This is a genomic window from Flavobacterium hibisci (assembly GCF_020026925.1).
Taxonomy (GTDB): Bacteria; Bacteroidota; Bacteroidia; order Flavobacteriales; family Flavobacteriaceae; genus Flavobacterium; species Flavobacterium hibisci.
In genome coordinates, this window is the sequence record NZ_JAIQDW010000006.1 from 180,860 (window position 1) to 205,067 (window position 24,208).

Consider the following 24,208-nt stretch of genomic DNA (forward strand, 5'->3'; position numbering starts at 1 on the left):
ACATGAAAAAAATAATTTTATCAATAATAGCTTTTTCAATGTTTGCAGTTTCCTGTGAGGATTTTATTGAAAAAGAAGAAAGAGGAACACAGACACTGGACAACTACTTTCAGACAGCGCAGGAATGCGAAAAATACACCAATGAATTAACCCAAAGGTTATTGCTTTCTAAAGACTGGTACACATTGCTTGCTCCAAGAATTACAAACGAAATGGCAACAGATGACGCGTGGATGGGTAATACAGGTCAGGATAATTCAGCTCACAGACCTTGTTCGCAATACATCGTTACTCCAGATAATATGGGGGACATGAATAGTATTTACACGGCACATTATTACACGATTCAATCTGCAAATATCGGTTTAGAAAAAATGGCAAACTCACCAATTACCGATGCTCAGAAAAATCAATACATGGGAGAATCCTTATTTGTTCGTGCATATTGCTACTACGAATTGGTTAATCTTTTTGGAGCAGTTCCTTTATATACAAAATCTTTAGGGACATCTGATTTAAAATTAGAGAGAAGCCCTGCCACAGAGGTATATGCGCAAATAGAAGCTGACTTAAAAGAATCTGCTGCCAAGTTAGAAGGAATTGCGGTAAACAGAAACGGAAGAATAAACAAATGGGCTGCTTATGCTTTGTTAGCACGTGTTTCTTTATTTCAGGAAAAGTGGGCTGATGCAAAATTATATTCAAACAAAGTAATTACAGAAGGACCATACTCTTTAGAAGAAAATTTCCTGGATATCTGGAATGTAAACAATCATAACGGTAAAGAATCTATTTTGGAAGCCCAGTCATCTTCTGTACAAAACGAAGCTTTAGGATCTATGCTGCCAACTTTATCAGGGGCAAGGGGAGAAGATAAGAAAAACTTTCCTAGTAATGATGCCAAAGATGTTATTGACGGATGGGGATGGTGTATGCCAACCAGTGATTTAGAGAATGCTTATCTTTCTGAAAATGATGAAATCCGCCGCAGAAGCACTATTACCAAATGGGGAGAAGCTGCTTACGGAGATGAGGTTTTAAACCCGACTCATAAATTCAGTTTAAATGATAATAAATCAGGACGTATCTGCCGTAAATATTACATTCCAGTCGCTACACGTCGTACTTTGGATAAAAAAGACGGACATTTACCTTTAAATATTCCGTTGATTCGTCTTGCTGAAATGTACCTGACAAGAGCAGAGGCAAACTATCACACAGGCGGAGATGCTTTGGCAGATATTAATATCATCAGGGATCGTGTTGATTTGGAGCCTAAAACAGGAATTTCAGGACCAACGCTTTTAAAACAAATCTACAAAGAGCGTCGTTTGGAATTAGCTTTTGAAGGATTGCGTTTATTCGACATCCGTCGTGAAAAAGATCCAACAACAGGAAAACGTGTTATTGAAACTTTGATGGGTCCAAACGGTACTTTCGTTAAATACAACTTAAGTTCTACAGATCCTTACGAGACTACAAATACAAGAGAAGCACAGGATAAAGGAATCAATTTTGATCCTGCAAAACACTTGCTTTGGCCAATACCACAAATCGAGAGAGATTTAAGTAATGGTGTAATCACTCAAAACCCTAATTATTAAGATGACATTATATAAAAATAATAAAGTAAGTCTGCTGTGTGCAGGCTTGCTTTTCGCCAGCTCTTTTTTAGTAAGCTGTGATTCTGATAAAAATGAAAATGCTGATTCTGATAATGCTGTTACAGAATTGAAAGTAAATCTGGATGCTAATCTTCAGACCATGGAAAGTTTTGGTGCTTCTGATGCCTGGCAGTGTAATTTTATTGGAAAAAACTGGCCTTCTGATAAAAAAAATCAAATGGCAGATTTGCTTTTCAGCAGAGATGTTGATGCTGAAGGAAATCCAAAAGGTATCGGTTTATCATTATGGCGTTTTAACCTTGGGTCAGGAAGTGCTGAACAGGGCGATGCCAGTGATATTGGTGACGAATGGAGACGTACAGAATGTTTTACTAAAGACGGAGTAAACTATGATATGACTAAGCAGGCCGGTCAGGTTTGGTTCATGAAAGCGGCAAGAGAACGTGGAGTAGATAAATTACTGGCATTTTCAAACAGTGCTCCGGTTTATTTGACTCAAAACGGAAAAGCGCATGCGAGTATCAAAGAATTTTACAATCTGAAAGAAGGGAAAATGCCGGAATTGGCTGATTTCTGGGTAACTTCATTAGATAAATTAAAATCAGAGCACGGACTGACAATCGATTATGTAAGTCCTTTCAACGAGCCGCAATACGAATGGGATGGTTCAGGGCAGGAAGGTTCTCCGGCTACCAATACGAATATTTACAATTTTGTAAATGTCTTATCGCCAAAATTACAGTCAAAAGGACTGAATTCTCAGATTGTAGTAGGAGAAGGAGGGTCGTATGAACCTTTGTATAAAACAATTATAGGAAAAGAAAACAGATCGAACCAGATTGATTACTTCTTTGCTTCTAATTCATCTAAAAATATTGCAGGTTTAAGCAATGTTAAGAAAACTATTTCAGCACACAGTTACTGGCAGGCATGGCCTTTGAGAGAATTAGTAAATTCAAGGGAATTAGCTGCTACGAGAGCACAATCTATTGGAGGTTTAAGTCTTTGGTCAACAGAATATTGTGTTTTAGAAAGCCCTGGAACAGCTGAGCTTCCGGGTGGTGCAGGTCCTGGAAGGGATTTAGGAATTTCTCTGGCACTTTGGACAGCCCGTATTATTAGTACCGATATTGCAGTTGGGGGTGTAACTTCATGGCAGTGGTGGACAGCTATTAGCCGCGGAGACTACAAAGACGGATTAATTCACGTTGATAATGGTTCAAGCAATGGTGCCGGAGATGCCAACTATTGTAAAAATGACGGATTTATCAGGGATTCGAAAACGCTTTGGGCTTTAGGAAACTTTTCATTTTTTGTGAAACCGGGGATGGTTAGGGTTCAGGTTCCAAGTGTTGATAGTGCAAAAGCTGTAAACGATGTGATGGTGACGGCCTACAAAGATGTTGCCGCTAAAAAACTGGTAATTGTTGCAGTAAACATCAGCAAAGCCGCAAAAACATACAAGTTCAACCTTAGCGGTGGTGCTTTAACAGATAATAAACTGACACCTTATACTACTTCTGAAACATTAAGCCTTAAAAAAGGTGCAGCTGTTGATGCTACGAATTTAGAAATTCCGGCAAGATCAGTTGTAACGTATGTAGGGACTTATAAGTAGTGATACAAAGAGATAAAGTTTTAAAGGCTTTACCACAATATTGTCATTTCGACGTAAGGAGAAATCGCACTCGTTAAATCGACAAAGATTGGCGAAATACTTTGCGGAATTTCTAGTGAGATTCGTCGTTCCTCGGAATGACAAACTAGACGATAACGTCGATTAGAAAACAAAAGAATAAATGAAAAAAGTATATCTCTCGCTTTTAGTAGTAATGAGTTCGCTGTCATATGGACAGCGAACCATCACTATCAGCACAGATAATGTAGTTCAGACCATGGATGGTTTTGGAGGTTCGGATGCATGGAGAGCGCAATTCGTGGGTAAAAACTGGCCTGAACAAAAAAAGAATGCGATTGCAGATTTGTTATTCAGTAAAGAAATTGATGCAGCGGGAAATCCAAAAGGAATCGGACTTTCGATCTGGCGATTTAATCTCGGGGCAGGAAGTACGGAACAAGGCGAAGACAGTAAAGTTTCTGACGAATGGAGAAGAAGCGAATGTTTTCTGAATGCCGACGGAACCTATGATTTTTCTAAGCAGGAAGGACAGAGATGGTTTCTGCAGGCAGCCAAAAAAAGAGGAGTTGAAAAATTCCTGATTTTTACTAACAGTCCGCCGGTTCATATGACGCATAACGGATTATCTTTCTCTTCCCGAAAAAATAAACTGAATCTAAAAGATGGTGCAATTCCAAAATTTGCCGATTTTTTAGTTCAAAGTATTCAGGGACTGGAGAAAAAGGAAGGAATAAAATTCGATTATGTAAGTCCGTTAAATGAACCTCAGTGGGAATGGATGCCAAAAAGCGGTGACACCAACAGTCAGGAAGGCACCCCGGCAACGAACCAGGAAATTTATGAGGTAACCAAAGCGCTTTCTGAAAAGCTGAAAGCCAATAAAATGAAAACCGAAATCGTAATCGCTGAAGCCGCACAAATCGATTATTTATATGGAAATGTAAATGCCGAAAATCGTGACAATCAGATTGATTATTTCTTTGGAAAGACAAAAACCAACGTTTCAAAGCTTTCAAATGTAAAAAATGTCATTCTTGGACACAGTTATTTTACTACATGGCCAGTCGAAAAACAGGTTTTAAGCCGAAAACTGATTGCTGCAGAAGTAAAACAGAAACCAGGATTAAAATACTGGCAGTCTGAATACTGTATTTTAGAAAATCCGGGAGAAGCTGAAATTCCGGGTGGTTCAGGCGGAGGAAGGGATTTAGGAATGCAGACTGCTTTGTTTGTTGCAAGATTAATTCATAATGATATTGCGGTTGCCAATGCAGCTTCATGGCAATGGTGGACCTCTATTACGCGTGTAGATTACAAAGATGGTTTAATCTATCTGGATGACGGAAAAACTAATGGAGGAACAGCACCTGATTATGTTCGCAATGATGGTGAATTTCACGATTCAAAACTGCTTTGGGCTTTAGGGAATTACTCTTTGTTCGTACGTCCGGGAATGCTAAGGATTGATGTTCCGAATCAAAATGAAATGGATGCCGCAAATGATGTCATGCTAACAGCTTACAAAGATGTTCAGAACAAAAAACTGATTGTAGTAGCAGTAAATTGCGGAAAAGAAGCGCAGCAATACAAATTTGATTTATCAAGAGGAGCTGTAAAAAACAACGAATTTACTCCTTACACCACTTCTGAAACCTCTAATTTAAAAAGAGGAACAGTTCAGAAAACAGATAACCTGGAAATTCCCGCAAGGTCTGTAGTAACGTTTGTGGGAGAATTACAATATTAAAAAAAATAAAGTTTCAGGTTTCATGTTTGAGCCAAAACCTGAAACCTGAAACCTGAAACAAAAATTAACTAAAATAAATTATTGTGCTAATTAAGAAAATTTTAATCCCTGCTTTGCTCTTTTCGTGTCTGTCAGCGACCAGTCAGATTTCGTTTGGAGATTCAAAAAAAATTAATGACAACTGGAAATTCAATTTACAGGAAACTCCGGATGCAAAAAACGCAACTTTTGACGACAGTAAATGGCAAAAGATAAATGTACCGCATGACTGGAGTGTAAAAGGGCAATTGAGTCCAACACTGGCAAGTTGTACAGGTTTTCTTCCAGGAGGAATTGGCTGGTACAGAAAATCAATTAATATTCCACAGAGTAAAAGCGGCGAAAAAGTATATTTATATTTTGAAGGCGTTTACAACCGTAGCGAAGTTTTCATCAACGGACATTCTTTAGGCAAACGACCAAACGGTTATATTTCTTTTGCTTACGATGCGACACCATTTGTAAAATACGGAGGAGAAAATACTATTTCAGTTCGTGTGGACCACAGCCAGAGTGCCGATTCAAGATGGTACACCGGTTCCGGCATTTACAGGGATGTATGGGTAGTATATGCAAATCCGGTTCATATCGCACAATGGGGTGTTTATGCCTATCCTGAAGTAAAAAAAGGAACAGGAACTTTGAATGTTGAGGTTGAGGTTGAAAATGGTTCAGCATCAAAATCAGCTCTTACGGTAATTAATGAATTGATTTCAAAAGACGGAAAATCAGTAGCTAAATCTTCTTCAAAAGTGGATGTGGCAGCCAATCAAAATGGAAAAATTTCGACTAAATTAAATGTGAAAAATCCACAATTATGGGATTTGGACAATCCGAATTTGTATCAGTTAAAAACGACGATTTTAAAAGACGGAAAACAAGTCGATGAAACGGTTACCAAAACAGGTTTCAGAAAATTCACTTTCGATCCAAATAATGGTTTTGCATTAAATGACAAATGGATGAAAATGAAAGGGGTTTGTTTGCATCACGATGCCGGGGTTTTGGGTTCAGCAGTTCCTCGTGAAGTTTGGAAAACCAGATTACAGACATTAAAGGAAATTGGTGTAAATGCTATTCGTACGAGCCATAATCCGCAGGCTCCTGAATTTTATGAGCTTTGCGACGAATTAGGATTATTGGTATTAAATGAAGCGTATGATGAGTGGGAATTCCCGAAACGTAAATGGCTGGAAGGCTGGAATTACGGAACACCAGGATTTGAAGGATCATTTGATATTTTTGCCGACTGGGCAGAAAAAGACTTAGAAGATTTTGTACGCCGTGACAGAAACCATCTGTCTGTTTTTGGATGGAGCATTGGTAACGAAGTAGATTATCCAAACGATCCGTATTCGCATCCTGTTTTAGATCAGGGTAAAAATGGATTTGGACAGGCAAATTACGGAGGGTATAAAAAAGATGCTCCTGATGCGATGCGTCTTGGTGCAATTGCAAAACGTCTGGTTGCAGCAGTAAAAAAATACGATAAATCGCGTCCTACAACAGCAGGTCTGGCAGGTGTAGCCATGTCTAATGAAACTGAATATCCTGGAGCTTTGGATATTACAGGATACAACTATACAGAAAGTAAATACCAGTCGGATCACGAAAAATACCCAAACAGGGTGATTTTTGGAAGCGAAAATGTGCACGACATGGAACCATGGCTGGCTGTAAAAAACAACAAGCATATTTTCGGACAGTTTTTATGGACAGGAATTGATTATTTAGGTGAGTCAGGAAGATGGCCTTCAAGAGGATTTTATTCCGGGCTGGTTGATTTTGCTGGGGTAATCAAGCCAAGGGGATATTTCCGTCAGTCATTATGGTCAGACAAACCAATGGCGTATTTAGGGACTTATCTGTTGAAAGATGAGAAAGATGTTTCTAAAGATGCATGGGCAATCTGGAACTATGAGGCAGGTCAGAAAATCCGTGTGGTTTGTTATACGAATGCTGCAAAAGCACGTTTGGAGTTAAACGGAAAAATAGTTGGGGAAACCAAATTGTACGATGAAAAAACCGGAATCATTTACTGGGATATTCCTTTTGCTTCAGGAAAATTAGAAGCGGTTGGATTAGATAAAAACGATAAAGAAGTAAGCCGTTACGCAATCACAACAACCCAACAGCCGGTTGAATTAACGATTGCTGAAAAAGATATCACCATTAGTAAAGAAAGAGGCGTTGCAAAAATAATGGTTCAGGTTAAAGATCAAAACGGTCTTCCGGTGATGCTTTCAGATAATGAAGTGACTTGTACGATTACTGGTCCTGGAGTTTTATTAGGACTTGAAGCAGGAAACAACAGCGACATGACAGATTATACAGATAATGTGCAGCGAGTTTACCACGGACACATTGCTGCATACATTGAAGCAACAGGAGAAGCACAGCCTATTAAAGTTACTTTTACAAGCCAGTGGTTAAAACCGGTTGAAGTAACTGTGAATGTAAAATAATTAGTAAGTTATTTTTGAAATTTTCCCATAAACCTGCTTGCTTTTTGTTAAGTAAGCAGGTTATTTTTTGTAATGATAAAAAGTTTACTATATTTGAAGTGTACTATTAACACTTATTTTTTTTACTGATATGAAAATAAAAAGCATAATTATATTCGGTTTAGGTATTTTTTTAACGTCATTTCTTTCAAATGCTCAAAAATCAATTTTTAAAGAAGGTGAATTTAAGCAGTGGGCAAAAACTCCTCCCATGGGATGGAACAGCTGGGATTGTTATGGTCCCACAGTAGAAGAACATGAGGTAAAAGCCAATGCCGATTATATGGCAAAAGAGCTTAAAAAATTTGGATGGGAATATGTAGTGGTTGATATCAGATGGTTTGTAGAAAATGATAAAGCAGGCGGATACAACCAAACAGACCCTCGTTACGTAATTGACCAATACGGACGCTATCTTCCGGCTGTAAACCGTTTTCCTTCTGCAAAAGACAATCAGGGATTCAAGCCTTTAGCAGATTATATTCATAAAAAAGGATTGAAATTCGGAATTCACATCATGCGTGGGATTCCTAAAAAAGCTGTTGAAGAAAAAATGCCGATTAAAGGTGCAAAAGGAGTTACAGCCGACCAGATTTACACAACAGCCCTGCAGTGCGAATGGCTAAAAGACAATTATACCATTTTGGCTGATAAACCGGGCGCACAGGAATATTATGATTCTATTTTTGAATTATACGCACAATGGGGCGTTGACTTCATTAAAATTGATGATTTGTCGAGACCGTATCACGAAGGTGAAATCAACCTGATCAGAAAGGCAATAGACAAATGCGGACGTAAAATCGTATTAAGTACTTCGCCTGGAGAAACACCAATTTCAGCTGCTGCTCACGTAAAAGAACACGCCAATATGTGGCGTATGGTAGATGATGTCTGGGATACCTGGCCGCACATTACACATTTGATGGATGTAGCGCAAAAATGGTATCCGTACATTGCTCCGGGAACATGGCCTGATTGTGATATGATTCCGCTTGGACGTATTTCAGTTAGGGGAGAAAGAGGAGAAGACAGAATGACCCGTCTTACAAAGGATGAACAATACACCTTGATTACTTTTTTCAATATTTTTAAATCCCCTTTGTTCTTTGGAGGTGATCTGCCTAGCAATGATGCCTTTACTTTAGCATTGCTGACGAATAAAGAAGTAGTAAAAATGCACAATGAAAGTACGGATGTAAAACAGCTTTTTCACAAAGACGGAAAAATTGCCGTGACTTCAAGAAATCCAAAAGACGACAGCGTATATCTGGCATTGTTTAATATTTCAGATACAGATGCTCAAAACGTTTCAATACCTCTTTCAGATCTTGGTATTGCCGGTTTTGCTGATTGTAAAAATATGTGGACAGGCGAAAAAGTAAATCTTTCTTCAAAAGAAGTTTCCACAACTTTAAAACCTCACGCTTCTGTTCTTTATAAATTAAAAAGCAAAAAATAATGAAGCACTTTTCACCGAAAAACCTGCTCGTTCAGCTATCGTTTTTAGCCATTATTTTAGTTTCATCTGCTTTTACTTTAAAAATAAAAGAAGAGAAACCAGACAAGGTCTATCTTTTTGCGTATTCGACATTAAAAAGTAACGGCAGAAACGGACTTCATTTTGCCTGGAGCGCCGATCAGAAAAACTGGTTCGCGATAGGACCTGAACACAGTTTTTTAAAATCAGATTACGGCAGCTGGGGACCAACAGGCAAATGCATGACGGAACCATATTTTATAAAAGATGATAACGGAATTTTTCATTGTTTATGGAGTGTAAATGATGATGTTTTTGCACATGCTTCAAGCAAAAATCTGATTAACTGGAAAAGCCAGAATTACGTTCAGGTGATGAAAAGCTTAGAAACAGAGGTGAAGCCCATCATTAAAGATATAAAAGTAAGCCGTAAAAACGGGCTGTATGTGATTCACTGGACAGTTGATAATAAAAACTATTCGAATACCACGAAAGATTTTAAAAATTATAGTGCAACAACAATTCATACAGAAAGTCTTCCTTCAAGAACAGAGATTATTTTGCAGGGACAAAATGTAAAAGGAACAGTGACCGAAGTAGAGTGGAGCCTTGTTAATTCACTGATCAAAAATATGGAAGCTTCTAAGTTCAGGGACAAACAGAACGATGCTTCTCCAAAAAGTGACAGTATATTATTTACGGGTTTAAAGCCTGTAACGGCTCAAATTAGTATCACTACGAAAGACCCTAAAAAAATAAGCAATATGCTTACAGGCGTATTTTTTGAAGATATTAATTATGCTGCAGACGGCGGTTTATATGGTGAACTGATTCAAAATCGTGGTTTCGAATATACAGTTCACGATAAAAAAGGCAGCGATGAAAAATGGAACGCAACAATGGCATGGAGTGGTGATTTTAAAATTGCAAAAGAAAACCCGATTCATCTCAACAATCCAAATTATGCTGTAGTTACAAAAGGAACTATCAGCAACACCGGATTTGACGGCATTCCGCTTAAAGCCAATGAAAAATATGATTTTAGTGTATTTGCAAAAGGTGCAGGTTTTGTTGTAAAACTAAAATCGGCTTCGGGAGAAACTTTGGCGGAAGCCTCTTTAAAATCAGGGTCTTCCTGGAAAAAAGTAAATGCAGTTCTAAAACCTTCCAAAACGGTTACAGATGCACATTTGGAAATCAGTACAACTGGCGAAACCGCTGTCGATATGATTTCACTTTTTCCGCAAAAGACTTTCAAAAATCGTAAAAATGGTCTTCGGGCAGATTTGGCAGAAACTATTGCAGCAATGCATCCTAAGTTTGTGCGTTTTCCGGGCGGCTGTGTAGCACATGGAGATGGAATTCATAATATTTACAAATGGAAAAATACGATTGGACCTTTAGAAAGCCGTATCCCTTCACGAAATATCTGGAATTACCATCAGTCAATGGGATTAGGATATTTTGAGTACTTTCAGTTTTGTGAGGATCTTGGAGCAGAGCCGGTTCCGGTTTTAGCAGCCGGTGTTCCTTGCCAGAACTCTTCTGACGGAGGTGCCGGACAGCAATTCGGAATCCCGATGAAAGATATGGACGAATACGTTCAGGATGTTTTGGATTTGATTGAATACGCAAACGGAAGCGCAACCAGTGTCTGGGGAAAAAAACGTGCTGAAGCAGGTCATCCAAAGCCCTTCAATTTAAAATATGTCGGAATCGGAAATGAAGACCTGATCAGTGATGTTTTCGAAGAACGCTACCGAATGATCGTAAAAGCCGTACAGCAAAAATATCCTGAAATCATTGTAATTGGTACTGTTGGACCTTTTAATGAAGGATCAGATTATGACGAAGGCTGGGCACTTGCAGACGATATGAAACTGCCAATTGTTGACGAACATTATTACCAGAGTCCGGGCTGGTTCATCAACAATCAAAGTTTTTATGATGGCTATGACCGCTCAAAATCAAAAGTATATCTGGGTGAATATGCGTCTTGGGGCAATAAGTTTTACAATGCTTTAGCCGAAGCTTTATACCTGACCGGAATCGAGCGAAACGGTGATGTGGTTGCAATGGCTTCGTATGCGCCATTACTGGCACGCGAAAAACACACACAATGGAATCCTGATTTGATTTATTTTAATGGGAATGAAGTAAAACCAACGGTAAATTATTTTGTACAGCAATTGTACGGTCAGAATCCGGGCGATATTTACCTGCAAAATACTATAAAACTTTCGGACACCAATAACGATGTCAGCAAGCGTATCGGAATATCAGCTGTTCAGGATAGTGCTACTGGTGATTTGATTGTAAAATTGGTCAATCTCCTTCCGGCTTCGGTAACGCCTTCCATAGATTTGACGAATTTTTCAACCGCTGAAAATACAACTTACACGCTGATGACCGGAAAACCGGATAAAACAGCAGCAAGGCCGGTTACACAGAAACTGACTGCCAAAGAAGCATTTTCAAAAGAACTGCCTCCGTATTCTTTCGCAGTAATCCGGGTGAAAATCAGTTCTAAAACACTTTTAAATGAAAGCTTTTAAATTCTGCATGATACCAGAATTTAAAGAGCATAATAAAATTAAATGATAATGAAAAAAACACATTTTTATCTTATAGTACTAGTAGCATTTTTTAATGTACTACAGGCACAGCAGCCTGCAGCAGGAAGTCCTCCAGTTATTCCCGGCAAAGATTTAACCGCGTATTTGTTTGTGTATTTTACAGGAAACAGTGTAGAAGAAGAAGCGGTCCGTTATGCAGTAAGCGCCGATGGTTATCACTATTACACCCTCAACAAAGATAAACCAGTTATAGACAGTAAGGTAATCAGTTCAACAGGTGGTGTGCGCGATCCTCATATTTTGCGCGGTGATGACGGCAAAACATTTTATATGGTATTGACCGATATGACTTCTTCAAAAGGCTGGGACAGCAATCGTGCCATGGTGTTGCTAAAAAGTACTGACCTTGTAAACTGGAAAAGCAGTGTCGTAAATATCCAGAAAGCATTTCCGGGCAATGAAAACCTGAAACGTGTCTGGGCGCCACAGACGATTTACGATGCCAAAGCCGGAAAGTATCTGATTTACTTCAGCATGCAGCATAACAATGATGCGGATAAAATTTATTACGCTTATGCGAATAAAGATTTTACAGCACTGGAAAGCGAGCCAAAATTACTATTTGTTCCAAAATCTGAAAAAGCGTGTATTGACGGCGACATTATCGAAAAGGACGGTGTGTATCATCTTTTTTACAAAACCGAGACCGAAAATCCAGGAATCAAAGTGGCTACTACAACCGATTTGACTTCAGGAAAATGGACAGAAAACGACAATTACCTGCAGCAGACAAAAGAATCTGTAGAAGGTTCGAGTGTTTTCAAATTGAACAATTCGGATGAGTATATTCTGATGTATGACGTTTACATGAAAGGAAAATACCAGTTTACAAAAAGTACCGATTTAGAAAATTTCAAAACAATTGACGATGAGATTTCAATGGATTTCAAACCTCGTCACGGAACTATTTTGCCCATCACGCGTACCGAATTAAAAAGGCTGCTTGCAAAATGGGGAACTCCTGAAAAATTGCCAAAAATCAATAATAATCCGGTTTTAGAAGGCTATTATGCCGATCCGGATATTTTGTATTCAAACAAAACCAAAAGATATTACATCTACCCAACCAGCGATGGTTTTGATGGCTGGTCGGGAACGTATTTTAAAACTTTCTCTTCAGCTGATTTAGTAGACTGGAAAGACGAAGGTGTTATTTTGGACCTTCCAAAAGACGTGAGCTGGGCCAACATAAATGCCTGGGCGCCTTGTATTGTAGAGAAAAAGGTAAAAGGGAAATATAAATATTTCTATTATTTCACTGCAGCGCAAAAAATTGGTGTTGCCGTTTCAGACAATCCCGCAGGACCTTTCAAAGACAGCGGAAAAGCTTTGGTAGCGACCAGACCGGAAGGAATAAAAGGCGGTCAGGAAATAGACCCGGATGTTTTTACAGATCCTAAAACAGGAAAAAGCTATTTGTACTGGGGTAACGGATATATGGCTGTAGCTGAACTGAATGATGATATGATTTCATTCAAAGGCGATGTGAAACTGATTAAGGTAGATAAAACGTACCGCGAAGGAACCTACGTGATTTACAGAAAAGGAACCTATTATTTCATGTGGAGCGAAGACGATACCAGAAGCCCGAATTACAAAGTGCGCTACGGAACCTCAAAATCGCCTCTGGGACCAATTGAAATTCCGGAAAACAACATCGTAATTCAGGGAATCCCGGATCAGGGAATCTATGCAACAGGTCATAACTCAGTTTTACAGATTCCAAACAAAGACGAATGGTATATCACGTACCACCGATTTTCATACCCAACCGGAATAAAAATGGGAGAGGCCGGAGGTTTTCACCGCGAAGTGTGTATGGATAAATTAGAATTCAACCCAGACGGAACCATTAAACAGGTAACCCCAACCCATACAGGAATACAGGCAATTAAGTAATGTAAATTATTTAGTTGTAAATAGCTGCTCTACCTTGCCCCGGAGCAGCTTTTTTTTGTTTTGTAGAATTCTGAGTTTTTAGTTTAGAAGCTGATTCCTGCCATTCGCTGTATCTTTTGTGTCGAACCCCGTCACAAAAGGATGCCGCTACTGTCAGGGCTAGGGCTTTTGGGTTTTATAATAATGGTAGTGTAAAAGAATATTTTAGAATTTTATATAATGAATTTTCGTTATAAATAAATTATATTTGAAAAATAATACGAACCCAAACATGCGCATAACATACCAATTTAGGATAAAATTAGTTGAATTTATGCGTATATAAATGAGTTGTGCGTCATGCTATTAGCGACACTGTAAACAATAAACTATGACAGGAAGATTAAAACTTATAGAACAACAACTTTTGGGAATTGACAGTGCTGCATTCCAGAATTTGTGTGACTTGTACTTGAAGTTTCGAGAACAAGAATTTACAAGTTTTAATAGAACTGGAAGTCAATTTGGAAAACAAAAAACAGTTAAAGGTACACCAGACACATTTTTCAGACTTAATGACGGAAGTTTAAGTTATGTAGAATTCACGACAAAAGCTGACAATATAGTTACAAAAATGAAAGAGGATATAGACAAATGTTTAGACCCCTCAAAAACTGGAATCCCTGCTAATGAAGTTCATAAAATTATAATTTGTTTCAATTCAAGAATAAAGGTCGAGGAAGAAACTGAAATCGTAAAATATGCTAATAATAGAAAAATAAGAATCACTTTAATCGGTTTAGACCTGTTAGCTCTTGAAATTTATTCAAAGTATATCATATTAGCCAAAGATATTTTAGGGATTCCGTTAGATACAGGACAAATTCTTCCTCTTGACAATTTTATACTTGAATACAATAATAAGGGAGGAAAACTATCTACCCCAATAGATAACATATTTCTAAATAGAAAATTAGAATTAGAAAATACAATAAATGCACTCGACAAAAATGATTTAGTCGTTATCTCAGGATTTCCAGGTGTTGGAAAAACTAAACTTGCATTAGAAGTTGTGAATCAATATTTGATAAATAATAAAGATTTTGGAGCATTTGCAGTTTCTAAAAAAGACATTGATATTTGGGAAGATTTAAAAATAAATTTAGAGCAAGATAAAAATTACATTCTACTCGTTGACGATGCAAATCGTCAATTACCAAATTTCAAACAAATTTTGGGAGTTTTTAAAGAATTGCGAAAGGCGAAATTAAAACTAATTTTAACTGTCCGTGATTATGCATATGAAGATGTATTAAAAGAATGCTTTGAGTTAAACCCTGAGAAAGTAGTTTTGGGGAAATTTACAGATGAAGAAATCACACAATTAATTAGTAGTGATTCATTTAAAATCCTAAATCCTAAATACCAAAAGAGAATTATTCAACTATCTGATGGTAATGCAAGACTTGCTGTAATGTGTTCACGATTAGCACAGGAAAAACAATGGGAGTTTTTGCAAGGCGATATTTCTGATTTATATGATTCTTACTTTCAAACTTTTATTAAAGATTTTGATGTTTTCTCAAATAAAACTCTAATTAAAACACTTGGAATTGTTTCGTTCTTTTATACTATTGAAAGAGACAATAAGCAATTTGTTGAGAACATTTTGAAAGATTTTGAAATTGACTATCACGAATTTCAAGAAGCTATTGAGGAGCTTCACAAAAAAGAACTTGTTGAAATACAATATAACCATGTAAGGATTTCGGAACAGATAATGTCAACATACTTTTTTTACAAAGTGTTTATCAAAGACAAATTCCTGCCTTTTAAAGTATTATTATTTAACTATTTTGAAAATTGGAAACACCGTTTCAAAGACACAATAATCCCAGCAAATAATTCTTTTGGCTATGAAAATGTGTTTTCTCAAATAAATGCAGATTTAGATTCATACCTAAAATTTGTATACACGGATGAAGAAAAGGTTTTGGAGTTTTTTAAAATATTTTGGTTTTATAAAAGAGACGAAACTCTAACTTATTTCTATAATAAAATTAGCGAAAAACAAGAGCCTGTTAACCCTAATTATGATTCAACTTATCAAACCAATGATTTCGTTTATGAAAAGGATTTGATACTTTCTTATCTTACTGACTTTTTTAACTTCTATTCTGAAAATTATATTTCTGCCCTTGAACTTTCATTTGAGCATGTTAGAAAAGACCCTGCTTCTTTACCTGAGCTTGTAAGAAGAATTAGAGAAAAAATAATATTTGATGATGAAGATTCAGAATATAATTTTAAAAGACAAGTTGAATTGTTCAATTTTTTAACCAAAAAATTTGGCAAGAATGAACCTCATTATGTTGAAGCATATTTTGCATTATCAAAAACTTTTTTAGGCCACTACTTTCAAATATTTAAAGGCGGAAGAAATCATACATTTACACATTATCGCTACCCTCTTCCTTTCACAGAAACCACAAAATCTTTCAGAAAGCAAATATGGGAAACTTTGATTCAGAGCTATGAAATATACCCTGAAAAAGTATTTAACGTTATCAAAGATTATCAACCAAGTTTTAGAGAAATTGTAAAAGAGGTTCTCTTATTTGATTTAACCTATATCTTACCATTTGCAGAAAACAAGCTGGATAAAAATAAATTCAAACATTGCTATTATGTCCAAGACTTAGTCTTTTGGCTTGACAGAGAAGAAATAGAAAACAAAAGTTACAGAAAATTAAAATCAATTTTTAATAGTGATGAATATAAAACATTTAGAAAATTAGACTGGAATTCTTATAGAGGGAAACAAGATTATGAATTTACAAACCATGAAGAATTTAGAAGATTAAAAGAAAGTGATGTTAGAGAGTATTTCGTTTTCAAAGATGAAAATGAATTCCAAACTCTCTTTAATTCTATTACAAATATTTTATCTCTAGAAGGAAATAATGCTTGGGGCTTACAAGAAGCTTTAAATATAATATTTGAAGAAAATTTTATCAAAAATGAAGAATTAGGATTCAAATTAATTGAGAGTTTCTTAGCAAATTATCCTTTAGGAATAAACCCCTTATATAAGCCAATTAAATTAATTACTGCTTCCGAAAATTATTGTTTAAAACTTTGGAGCATATTAAAGAATTGGAATCATGATTACAAAATATTTTGGCAACTGACTTTTTTTGAATGTTTGCCAGTTGAATTTATAGATAAAACATTTGCAAATGAACTAATTGATACTATACAATCAATTGATAGAAGATGTTACCTTCATTTTGATTCATTTGAAAAATTTGAGAGTATAAACCAAGAAATAATAAAACAGATACTTGTCATTGTAAACAAAAAGAATGCAATTGATAATTTGGGCATTTCTTTACAACATAATTTTTTTGAAAAATATACAAACAAATTAAAAGACAACATAGATTTGATTTATGCTGCATATTTGTATGAAGATAAAACGAGTAATCATTTTGATTACGAAAGAAAAGGTTTGAAAAACATTGCCGAGTTAGAACCTAATTTCATGATTGAATACATTACACTTTTTTATGGCAATGATGATTTTATTAATAGAGACAAACATAATAATTTAACATTTGTATGGGACTTAGACAACATAGAGTTAGTTAAAGTATTAGTTGAAATAATAATTTCTAAAAATCCATATTTTGGAATTGGCGAATATACACTTTCAATATTTTTCAATCATTTAAACGATTCACAAAGAGCCAAAGCAGAAGAGTTTATTTCAAATTTCATTTCAACAAATTATGCCGACAGGAATAAAATGAATGCTATTTTTGATGTAATTAGACATTTTCTAAATGAATATTTTGAAAAATTCTTACTATTCTACTTAACTTTTAATTCTGAACTTAAATCTTTTGAAAAGATTTATTGGAGAGGAAATGGTGGAACAGTTCATAGTGGAGATGTGAATTTTGGAGAGTTAGAGGCGGCAGACTGGAATAGAATATATGATATAATTGTAAAAGGTGAGAACCAATTGCAACTAATACCTATAAAAAATTATGTCAAGAAACAAATTGAATACTCCTTAAAATATGCCGAAGAAGAGCGAAAAAGAAAATTTGCAAATCCAAACTGGTAAAAGCACGAACGCACAACATGGGTTTGCCAAAATGGGGGCTGAAGTTGTTAATTCAACATTTGAGATTCTAATGAACATTTGTGCTATATTTGAACATTCGTACTTCAAATTCCCCCACTTCGGCAAGCCCAAAACCGTTATAGGCTACTTGTGCCGAAATGACGCAGTTGAAAATAATTAGAATATTCACAGTTTAACTTTATATAAATAATACAGAACGGTAAAAACTGAAACCTGCCAACGGAAGTTGGAAAATTGAATTTGAAAAACAGAAGCATGAAAGTTGGAATTTGCCAACAGAAAATTGAAATATGAAAAAAAAATTGCTGAATATTTTTATCTTTTTAACTGTAATAATTTTGATAGTTTTTATTTGGATAAATCTACCATATACAATTACAAGATACTCTGACATTAAGCGTGGAGAAAAAATAATTCAAAATGTATTAGCTTATAAAGTAAAAAATGGTTTGCCAAATAATGATGATTGGAAGGTTCTTGAAAAGTTAGGCTTTGAAAATAAAATTGATTATTTGCAACCTGATTATATTAAATTAAATAACGAAACCTTTGAGATAATTTATTTAAACGGTTTAGATAGTCCATTTTTAAAATGGAATTCAAAAGAAAAAGTTTGGAAAATGGGAAATCCAAGTAAATATAAATAAAACAAGCAGCCTATAACAGCTAGAGTTTCGTTGCGGCTGCAAGCCGAACAATGAAACTCCTGTTGAACGGAACCGCTGAGATTCCGCTACTATGGGTTTTTCGATAAATGAGTTACAAGAATTTCAAGAGGCTATTGGATTTCTTTTTTTTTAAGTCGTTTTTAAGATTGGTTTTCTCTAAAAAGCAGTAGTAACAGCAGGGCTGAAGTGCCACCTTCGGCTTTTGTGTTTCTATTAACTTTTGTACATTTATCGGACTAAAGCTTTTTGTTTTACTTTTGCCGAGAAAGTTAAGAGTTATTAAGGGTCGAATCATGCAATGAACTTTCAATGAAGAAAATGAATACACAAAATACACAATTTACAAAAACAGAAGACAACAAGAATCTATGGTTGTCTAAAAAAAATAATCAGGAGTTTAATTTTACGGATTATGGTATAGTACCTACCGTTCTCAATAGTGAAGCTGAGGTTGGTCAGGCAATGTTAAATGAGCTTTACAGCACCGCAGCATCAAAAGAAGGTGATATTAATATAGCCCTTTTGGGTGGGAGAGGAGCTCAGGAGTTACATCGCTTGCTTGGTGAGTTAGCTAAATCAACAGAACAGGATCAGCTCCTCGCCAGGCTGAATGTCTTTACGCAGGATGCACTTGCACCTTTGAGTATGAATAATGGTTTTAGTTTTGTCAGGGATTTTGAACGTATTCTAGGTGATGCTTTTTTCAAAAAAATAAAAAGCTTTACACCGATGCAGACAGATACAAAAGATTTAGAGTCTGCTCTTATAAAGTATTTGAATAAACTGGAAGAATTAGGAGGCTTGGATATATTTTTTATTGGTCATGGTCCTGAAGAAAATCAGGCCTCACATCTTGCTTATATAAAGCCTTTCTCCGGAGCGCAGAGTCATCATATGGCAGGGATAATTCCAATATCCGGCAGTATTCTGGAGCACCACATTAGTAAGTTCAAAGCGGGAGGAAGCCTTGTGAATGAAAGTGATGAAAAAGAGTGCAGGTCTGCTGAATACATTCTCACTTTAGGGCCGGCAGCAATATTACAAGCCAAAAAGATCGTTCAGTCTGTAGTAGATGCCGATTCTGCTCCTGCTAAAGTTCAGACGTATGTAAACGTTCTTACTACATCTCTGAGTTCAGATAAACATGAAGCGTTGGGACAACTAAATGCAAATCCGGGGTTATGGATTAGGTTGCATCCGAATACAAAGTCTTTTGTGCTGCCTAATTTAGAGTTGTAATTTAGAAGAAAGCTATTTAATTCATTTTTATCTGGTTCGGAAGTTTTAGTTATTGAACACTAAAATGATTTGGTATTAAGTTAATGGAAAGATAGTTTGTATTTATGAGGATTTTTTTTGCGTGTTTGCTATCTGGTGGAGAATCCTAAGAATGAACTTAAGTTGTTTGCAAAACCTTTTTTACAGTAAAATATTAATATTTAAAATCGGTTGGGTGAAATTTATTTTTTTTCAATTATGTCGCATCAACTTAGATATAAATCTGTCTAAATCTGCTTTAATCTGTGTAAATCTGCGTGAAAAATTAATACTCAAAAGTATTTCACGCAGATTTTAAAGGATTTTCGCAGATCAAATTAGATTTAATCCTTAAATGAAGCTATTTTATTCTATTTCACCCAACGGGTTATTTAAATTACTTTCCCGTTGATACAGATATTATGAGATAATATAAACAAATAATGATATTTTTTTGTAAGTGAACTTTACAACTTTATGACAAAAACTCCAATTGTTTAAAAACCGGAATTAAAGACTTTCCTTTTTCAGTCAGATAATATTCAATATGCAGGGGTTTTTGTTTTATAACAACTTTTTCCAGTAATCCAATTTCCTCAAGCTCTCTTAATGCAGTCGAGAGAGATTGTTTGTTTGCACCTTCAATTTCACGCAAAAGACTGCTAAAACGCAAAGGCGATTCAACTGCCAGACGAAAAATCTCAGGTTTACATTTACCCGATAGCAACTTCAAAAGCCCTTGTGCAGGACAAGTTTCAGTATCAGTAATTGGTTTTTTAGTAATCATAAATTTTTGACTTATTGCATGTGAATTTTATATGAAGCAATTTTACACAAAAATAGAGATTAATTATAGCACAGGAAATAAAAAATAGTGTTGCCACATAGGCAGATTCCTAAACATGATAAAAATTAATAAAATTTTAATAATCTTAATCATGCTTGGCGGCCAATACAGCCAGGCTCAGACTACTAATAAAATGGAAGAAAAAAACAATCCGCTTTTATGTGACCCTGTAGAAGGAATATGTGGAATACCAGATAGCGCAACAAATTCAAAAGTTACGGTGCAAGAAACAGAAAAACCTATCAGGGTTGTATATTTTACAGATCCGATCTGCTCTTCTTGTTGGGGAATAGAGCCTCAATTACGAAAACTGAAACTGGAATACGGAGACAGCATAGAATTTGAATATCGAATGGGCGGTTTATTGCCAGATTGGAGTTACAACAGTGGAGGCATCAGCAAACCATCTGACGTGGCACATCATTGGGACGAAGTAAGTATTTATTATGATATGCCAATTGATGGTGATGTTTGGCTGGAAGATCCGTTGCATTCTTCTTACCCCCCATCCATTGCTTTTAAGGCTGCACAAATTCAGAACAATGAAAAAGCAATTTTGTTTTTGCGGACATTAAGAGAAATGGTCTTTTTAGAGAAAAAGAATATTACAAAAATGGAGCATTTGATAGCAGCTGCGAAAAAAGCAGGACTGGATGCAGAAAAGTTACAAGCAGACTTTGAGGGAAAAGCAAAAATTGAATTTGAAGAAGACTTAAACCAGACAAAGAAATTTGGTGTAAGAGGCTTTCCCACAATATTCTTTTTTGATAAATCTGGAAATAATGAAACCGTTTATGGCACGAAACCATATGCTGCTTACGAATCAGCCATTTTAAAATTATATTCTGCTGCACCAAAAAATGAATATGGAAAAACTTGGGAATCTCTTTTTGAAAAATTTGATTCGCTTACAGCAAAAGAGTTTTCAGAATTATCAGGTAAGCACCGAAAAGAAGGCGAAAAGCTGTTAAATGTACTCTCGGATCAGGATATATTAGTAAAACGTACCACGAAAAATGGTTCTTTGTGGAAACGAAAAGTATATTAAAAACTAATCCCAATTCTTTTGTCAACAAGCTATAAAGTTTAAAATTCTAATATCACATAATAAAATCAAAAAAAGCAGTAGTAAATATTTTTTTGCTGCTTTTTTTTAGTTAGTATAAACTTTTTTGCTGTTTTCAACTAAAAAATAAATTTATTTCTTTTTTAGTTAAGTTCTTATATCGATTCTTCAGTTTGTTTTACAGGAAGTGTAACTATAAATTCAGCCCCATTATCTTTTTCTCCTTTTGCGGTAATAAATCCATTGTGCCTTTTTGCTATTTTTCTGCAAAGTGAAAGACCGAGCCCGTTTCCCTCATATTGATCTTTAGAATGCAGTCTCTCAAAAGCATTAAATATTCTTTCTGTAAAAGCTACTTCCAGTCCTATGCCATTATCTTTAATAGAAATCTGTAGCATTTCATTTCCGTTTACATGTATATGTTTACTAGTTATAATGATGGTAGTTGGCGTATCATTTTTAGAAAATTTAAGGGCATTTTGTATCAGGTTATAAAAAAGCTGATTAATTAGAATTGGTGCTCCTTGTATAAATGAAAGATTTGAACTGGATACAGTAGCCTGCTTTTCTTTTATAATAAGTTCTAGATCAGTCTTAATGTTTTCTATAACATCATTCAGATTAATATCCTCAATTGGCTGTTTATTTTTATCTAATGTAGAATAATCCAGAATACCTTCAATTATATTTTGCATTCTCTGGGCCGATTGATCAATTTTATTGAGATATTTTATTGAATTATCATTAAAATGCAAATTTTTTTCATTTCGTACGAAGCTATTGAAGATTTTAATTTTTCTAACAGGTTCTCTTAAATCATGACTAACTACATTTGCAAAATGTAAAAGATCATCATTTGATCGTCTTAGTTGCTCTGTATTTTCAGCTACCTGTTTTTTCAATTCTTCCTGAAATTCCTTATGTTCACTAATGTCCTGAATAGTTCCGAGTATAGTGATAGGTTCGCAATTTTCGTTTTTGATTATTTTTCCGTTAACTTTAACCCATTTTGAAGTATGATCATCATTTAATATCCTTGCTTCATATGATATTATTCCGGTTTTTTCAGCTTCCTTATAGGCTTTTTCCCGAATTGGCAAGTCGTCAGGATGTAGTTTTGTAATCAAGTCAGTTCTTGAAAGTATTCCGTCAACACCTGTTATATAATTAAAATTACCACAGGTTTTGATTTCTTTTGTTGCTAAATCTATTTCATAAGTTCCCATTCCGGATGAATCAATAGCAATCCGAAGCCGCTCTTCTGCACTTTGTACCTGTTGTTTTGCAATGTAAATATCGGTCACATCAACACCGGTATTCATAACTCCATAGATTTTTTGTTGTTCATCAAAAAGTGGGATATAACTGTAATTAAAATAATGTGATTTTGCTATTCCGTTGATTACCAGATCAACTTTTTTATTTTTTCCATGAAAAGCAATTCCGGTTTTAAGGACATTAGTAACCTGATGAAACAGATCTTGATCTTTAACTTCGGGCAGAACTTCCAGATATTTTTTTCCAATTATTTCATTGCCTTTTCCCCATGCATCTATCATAGCAGTATTTGCTAATTCTATAATAAGCTCTTCTCCAGTATAAACGGCTATAGGTAAGGGTGTATTATCTACAATGTCCTTTAAGATTCTTATGTTTGGATACATAGTTATTAAATTTTTATACAAATTTATCTTTTATCAAAATCGACTTTGTTACATCAAATTTCATAAAGTGTTCAAAATTATAATGTAAGGGGAGATTTTTATGTTAAAATTTTTTATTTGTTTATTTTTTTCTGTTTTTTTTTAAACAATTATTCTTGGAACGTATTTCTTTAAATTTTGTTATATTGAATAAGAATAAAGAATTTAACTAAAAATCAAGATTTTATTGTTTAAAAAAAATATATGTAAAGTTAAACAAATTGAATTGGGTATTTATTGAATAATTATTAAAAAAATAACATTTTTATTATGAGAATATATGTTTTGGTCTAATGTTTTTTTTTACATTTGCTAACTTGGCAATCTATTAATTACACAACATTTAAAAAAAGCATTTTTCTAAATAATGAGTATAAGTTTAGCTCCTGTATCATCAAATTTCCTAACCGATTTAAAAAAACAAACCGCCAATTCTCATAAAAAACTCGAATGCCTGCCGGTTTCAGCATCAATTATATCTGCCGATATGAAATTGTCTGATTATATTCATTATTTATGTCTGATGCATGATGTTCATAAGGAAGTGGAGAGCATAATCTTTCCGTTGCTTTCTGATGTAATTGATAATCTTGAACTAAGAAAAAAAACACACCTTATCGAAGATGATCTTTTTTATCTTAATCATAATAAAACTATTGCAACCAGAGTTTTTAATGTTAAAGAAATAAATATTCCTTTTGCTTTAGGCATATTGTATGTTATTGAGGGTTCTACTCTTGGAGGCAGATATATTTTAAAAAATATTACTACAATTTCAGGGCTTGATAAAGGAAAGGGCGTATCTTATTTTAACGGATATGGAGAAAAAACAGGAAATTATTGGAAATCTTTTCTTATTTTTCTGGAAGAATATGAGCAGAGTTATAATTGCGGTAATACTATTATTGAGGGAGCTATATATGCCTTTGATAGTATCCATAAGCATTTTGAAGGCATAAAATAAGA

At 35.1% G+C, this 24,208-nt stretch carries 14 protein-coding genes; 12 read left to right on the plus strand and 2 right to left on the minus strand.

Annotated elements, in window-relative coordinates; genetic code table 11:
• The first annotated feature begins 2 nt into the window (after positions 1-2).
• The 10 genes from K8B81_RS08615 (at position 3) to K8B81_RS08660 (ending at position 19,608) form a co-directional block, all read left to right on the plus strand.
• Positions 3-1,604, plus strand: coding sequence for a RagB/SusD family nutrient uptake outer membrane protein (locus K8B81_RS08615; protein ID WP_223680879.1), 1,602 nt, complete (start codon positions 3-5; stop codon positions 1,602-1,604).
• A gap of 1 nt (position 1,605) precedes the next feature.
• On the plus strand, positions 1,606-3,243 hold the full coding sequence (locus K8B81_RS08620; protein ID WP_223680881.1) for a glycoside hydrolase: 1,638 nt from the start codon (positions 1,606-1,608) through the stop codon (positions 3,241-3,243).
• A gap of 181 nt (positions 3,244-3,424) precedes the next feature.
• On the plus strand, positions 3,425-5,011 hold the full coding sequence (locus K8B81_RS08625; protein WP_025572993.1) for a glycoside hydrolase: 1,587 nt from the start codon (positions 3,425-3,427) through the stop codon (positions 5,009-5,011).
• A gap of 83 nt (positions 5,012-5,094) precedes the next feature.
• A complete protein-coding gene (locus K8B81_RS08630; protein WP_223680883.1) occupies positions 5,095-7,515 on the plus strand; it encodes a sugar-binding domain-containing protein in 2,421 nt (806 codons plus the stop codon).
• A 130-nt stretch (positions 7,516-7,645) separates the two neighbouring features.
• Entirely contained in the window at positions 7,646-9,016 is a 1,371-nt protein-coding gene (locus tag K8B81_RS08635; RefSeq protein WP_223680885.1) for a glycoside hydrolase family 27 protein, read from the plus strand.
• Positions 9,016-11,589: an alpha-L-arabinofuranosidase C-terminal domain-containing protein gene (locus K8B81_RS08640; RefSeq protein WP_223680887.1), complete on the plus strand. Its 2,574-nt coding sequence runs from the start codon at positions 9,016-9,018 to the stop codon at positions 11,587-11,589. The genes K8B81_RS08635 and K8B81_RS08640 overlap by 1 nt, the downstream gene beginning before the upstream one ends.
• Positions 11,590-11,637: 48 nt before the next feature.
• Complete coding sequence (locus K8B81_RS08645; protein ID WP_223680889.1) at positions 11,638-13,569, plus strand: family 43 glycosylhydrolase; 1,932 nt, start codon at positions 11,638-11,640, stop codon at positions 13,567-13,569.
• A 370-nt stretch (positions 13,570-13,939) separates the two neighbouring features.
• Positions 13,940-17,680, plus strand: coding sequence for an nSTAND3 domain-containing NTPase (locus K8B81_RS08650; protein ID WP_223680891.1), 3,741 nt, complete (start codon positions 13,940-13,942; stop codon positions 17,678-17,680).
• A 311-nt stretch (positions 17,681-17,991) separates the two neighbouring features.
• On the plus strand, positions 17,992-18,348 hold the full coding sequence (locus K8B81_RS08655; protein ID WP_223680893.1) for a hypothetical protein: 357 nt from the start codon (positions 17,992-17,994) through the stop codon (positions 18,346-18,348).
• Positions 18,349-18,687: 339 nt separating this feature from the next.
• Positions 18,688-19,608 (plus strand): hypothetical protein, encoded by a 921-nt coding sequence (locus K8B81_RS08660; protein WP_223680895.1) that lies wholly within the window; start codon positions 18,688-18,690, stop codon positions 19,606-19,608.
• A gap of 493 nt (positions 19,609-20,101) precedes the next feature.
• On the opposite strand, the gene K8B81_RS08665 is transcribed toward K8B81_RS08660, so the two are convergent.
• Complete coding sequence (locus K8B81_RS08665) at positions 20,102-20,413, minus strand: winged helix-turn-helix transcriptional regulator (protein WP_223680897.1); 312 nt, start codon at positions 20,411-20,413, stop codon at positions 20,102-20,104.
• 193 nt (positions 20,414-20,606) lie between these two features.
• Between K8B81_RS08665 and K8B81_RS08670 the strand changes: the two genes are divergently transcribed.
• Positions 20,607-21,521, plus strand: coding sequence for a ClpXP adapter SpxH family protein (locus K8B81_RS08670; protein ID WP_223680963.1), 915 nt, complete (start codon positions 20,607-20,609; stop codon positions 21,519-21,521).
• A gap of 173 nt (positions 21,522-21,694) precedes the next feature.
• Here K8B81_RS08670 and K8B81_RS08675 read toward each other — a convergent pair whose 3' ends face one another.
• Positions 21,695-23,203 (minus strand): PAS domain-containing sensor histidine kinase, encoded by a 1,509-nt coding sequence (locus tag K8B81_RS08675; protein WP_223680899.1) that lies wholly within the window; start codon positions 23,201-23,203, stop codon positions 21,695-21,697.
• Positions 23,204-23,609: 406 nt separating this feature from the next.
• Here K8B81_RS08675 and K8B81_RS08680 point away from each other — a divergent pair, with 406 nt between their 5' ends.
• On the plus strand, positions 23,610-24,206 hold the full coding sequence (locus tag K8B81_RS08680; protein ID WP_223680901.1) for a biliverdin-producing heme oxygenase: 597 nt from the start codon (positions 23,610-23,612) through the stop codon (positions 24,204-24,206).
• Positions 24,207-24,208 lie beyond the last annotated feature (2 nt).

Coding starts and splice junctions, on each gene's coding strand:
- K8B81_RS08615 (WP_223680879.1), top strand. CDS start 3: ATGAAAAAAATAATTTTATCAATAATAGCTTTTTCAATGTTTGCAGTT.
- K8B81_RS08620 (WP_223680881.1), top strand. CDS start 1,606: ATGACATTATATAAAAATAATAAAGTAAGTCTGCTGTGTGCAGGCTTG.
- K8B81_RS08625 (WP_025572993.1), top strand. CDS start 3,425: ATGAAAAAAGTATATCTCTCGCTTTTAGTAGTAATGAGTTCGCTGTCA.
- K8B81_RS08635 (WP_223680885.1), top strand. CDS start 7,646: ATGAAAATAAAAAGCATAATTATATTCGGTTTAGGTATTTTTTTAACG.
- K8B81_RS08640 (WP_223680887.1), top strand. CDS start 9,016: ATGAAGCACTTTTCACCGAAAAACCTGCTCGTTCAGCTATCGTTTTTA.
- K8B81_RS08645 (WP_223680889.1), top strand. CDS start 11,638: ATGAAAAAAACACATTTTTATCTTATAGTACTAGTAGCATTTTTTAAT.
- K8B81_RS08650 (WP_223680891.1), top strand. CDS start 13,940: ATGACAGGAAGATTAAAACTTATAGAACAACAACTTTTGGGAATTGAC.
- K8B81_RS08655 (WP_223680893.1), top strand. CDS start 17,992: ATGAAAAAAAAATTGCTGAATATTTTTATCTTTTTAACTGTAATAATT.
- K8B81_RS08660 (WP_223680895.1), top strand. CDS start 18,688: ATGAATACACAAAATACACAATTTACAAAAACAGAAGACAACAAGAAT.
- K8B81_RS08665 (WP_223680897.1), bottom strand. CDS start 20,413: ATGATTACTAAAAAACCAATTACTGATACTGAAACTTGTCCTGCACAA.
- K8B81_RS08670 (WP_223680963.1), top strand. CDS start 20,607: ATGGAAGAAAAAAACAATCCGCTTTTATGTGACCCTGTAGAAGGAATA.
- K8B81_RS08675 (WP_223680899.1), bottom strand. CDS start 23,203: ATGTATCCAAACATAAGAATCTTAAAGGACATTGTAGATAATACACCC.
- K8B81_RS08680 (WP_223680901.1), top strand. CDS start 23,610: ATGAGTATAAGTTTAGCTCCTGTATCATCAAATTTCCTAACCGATTTA.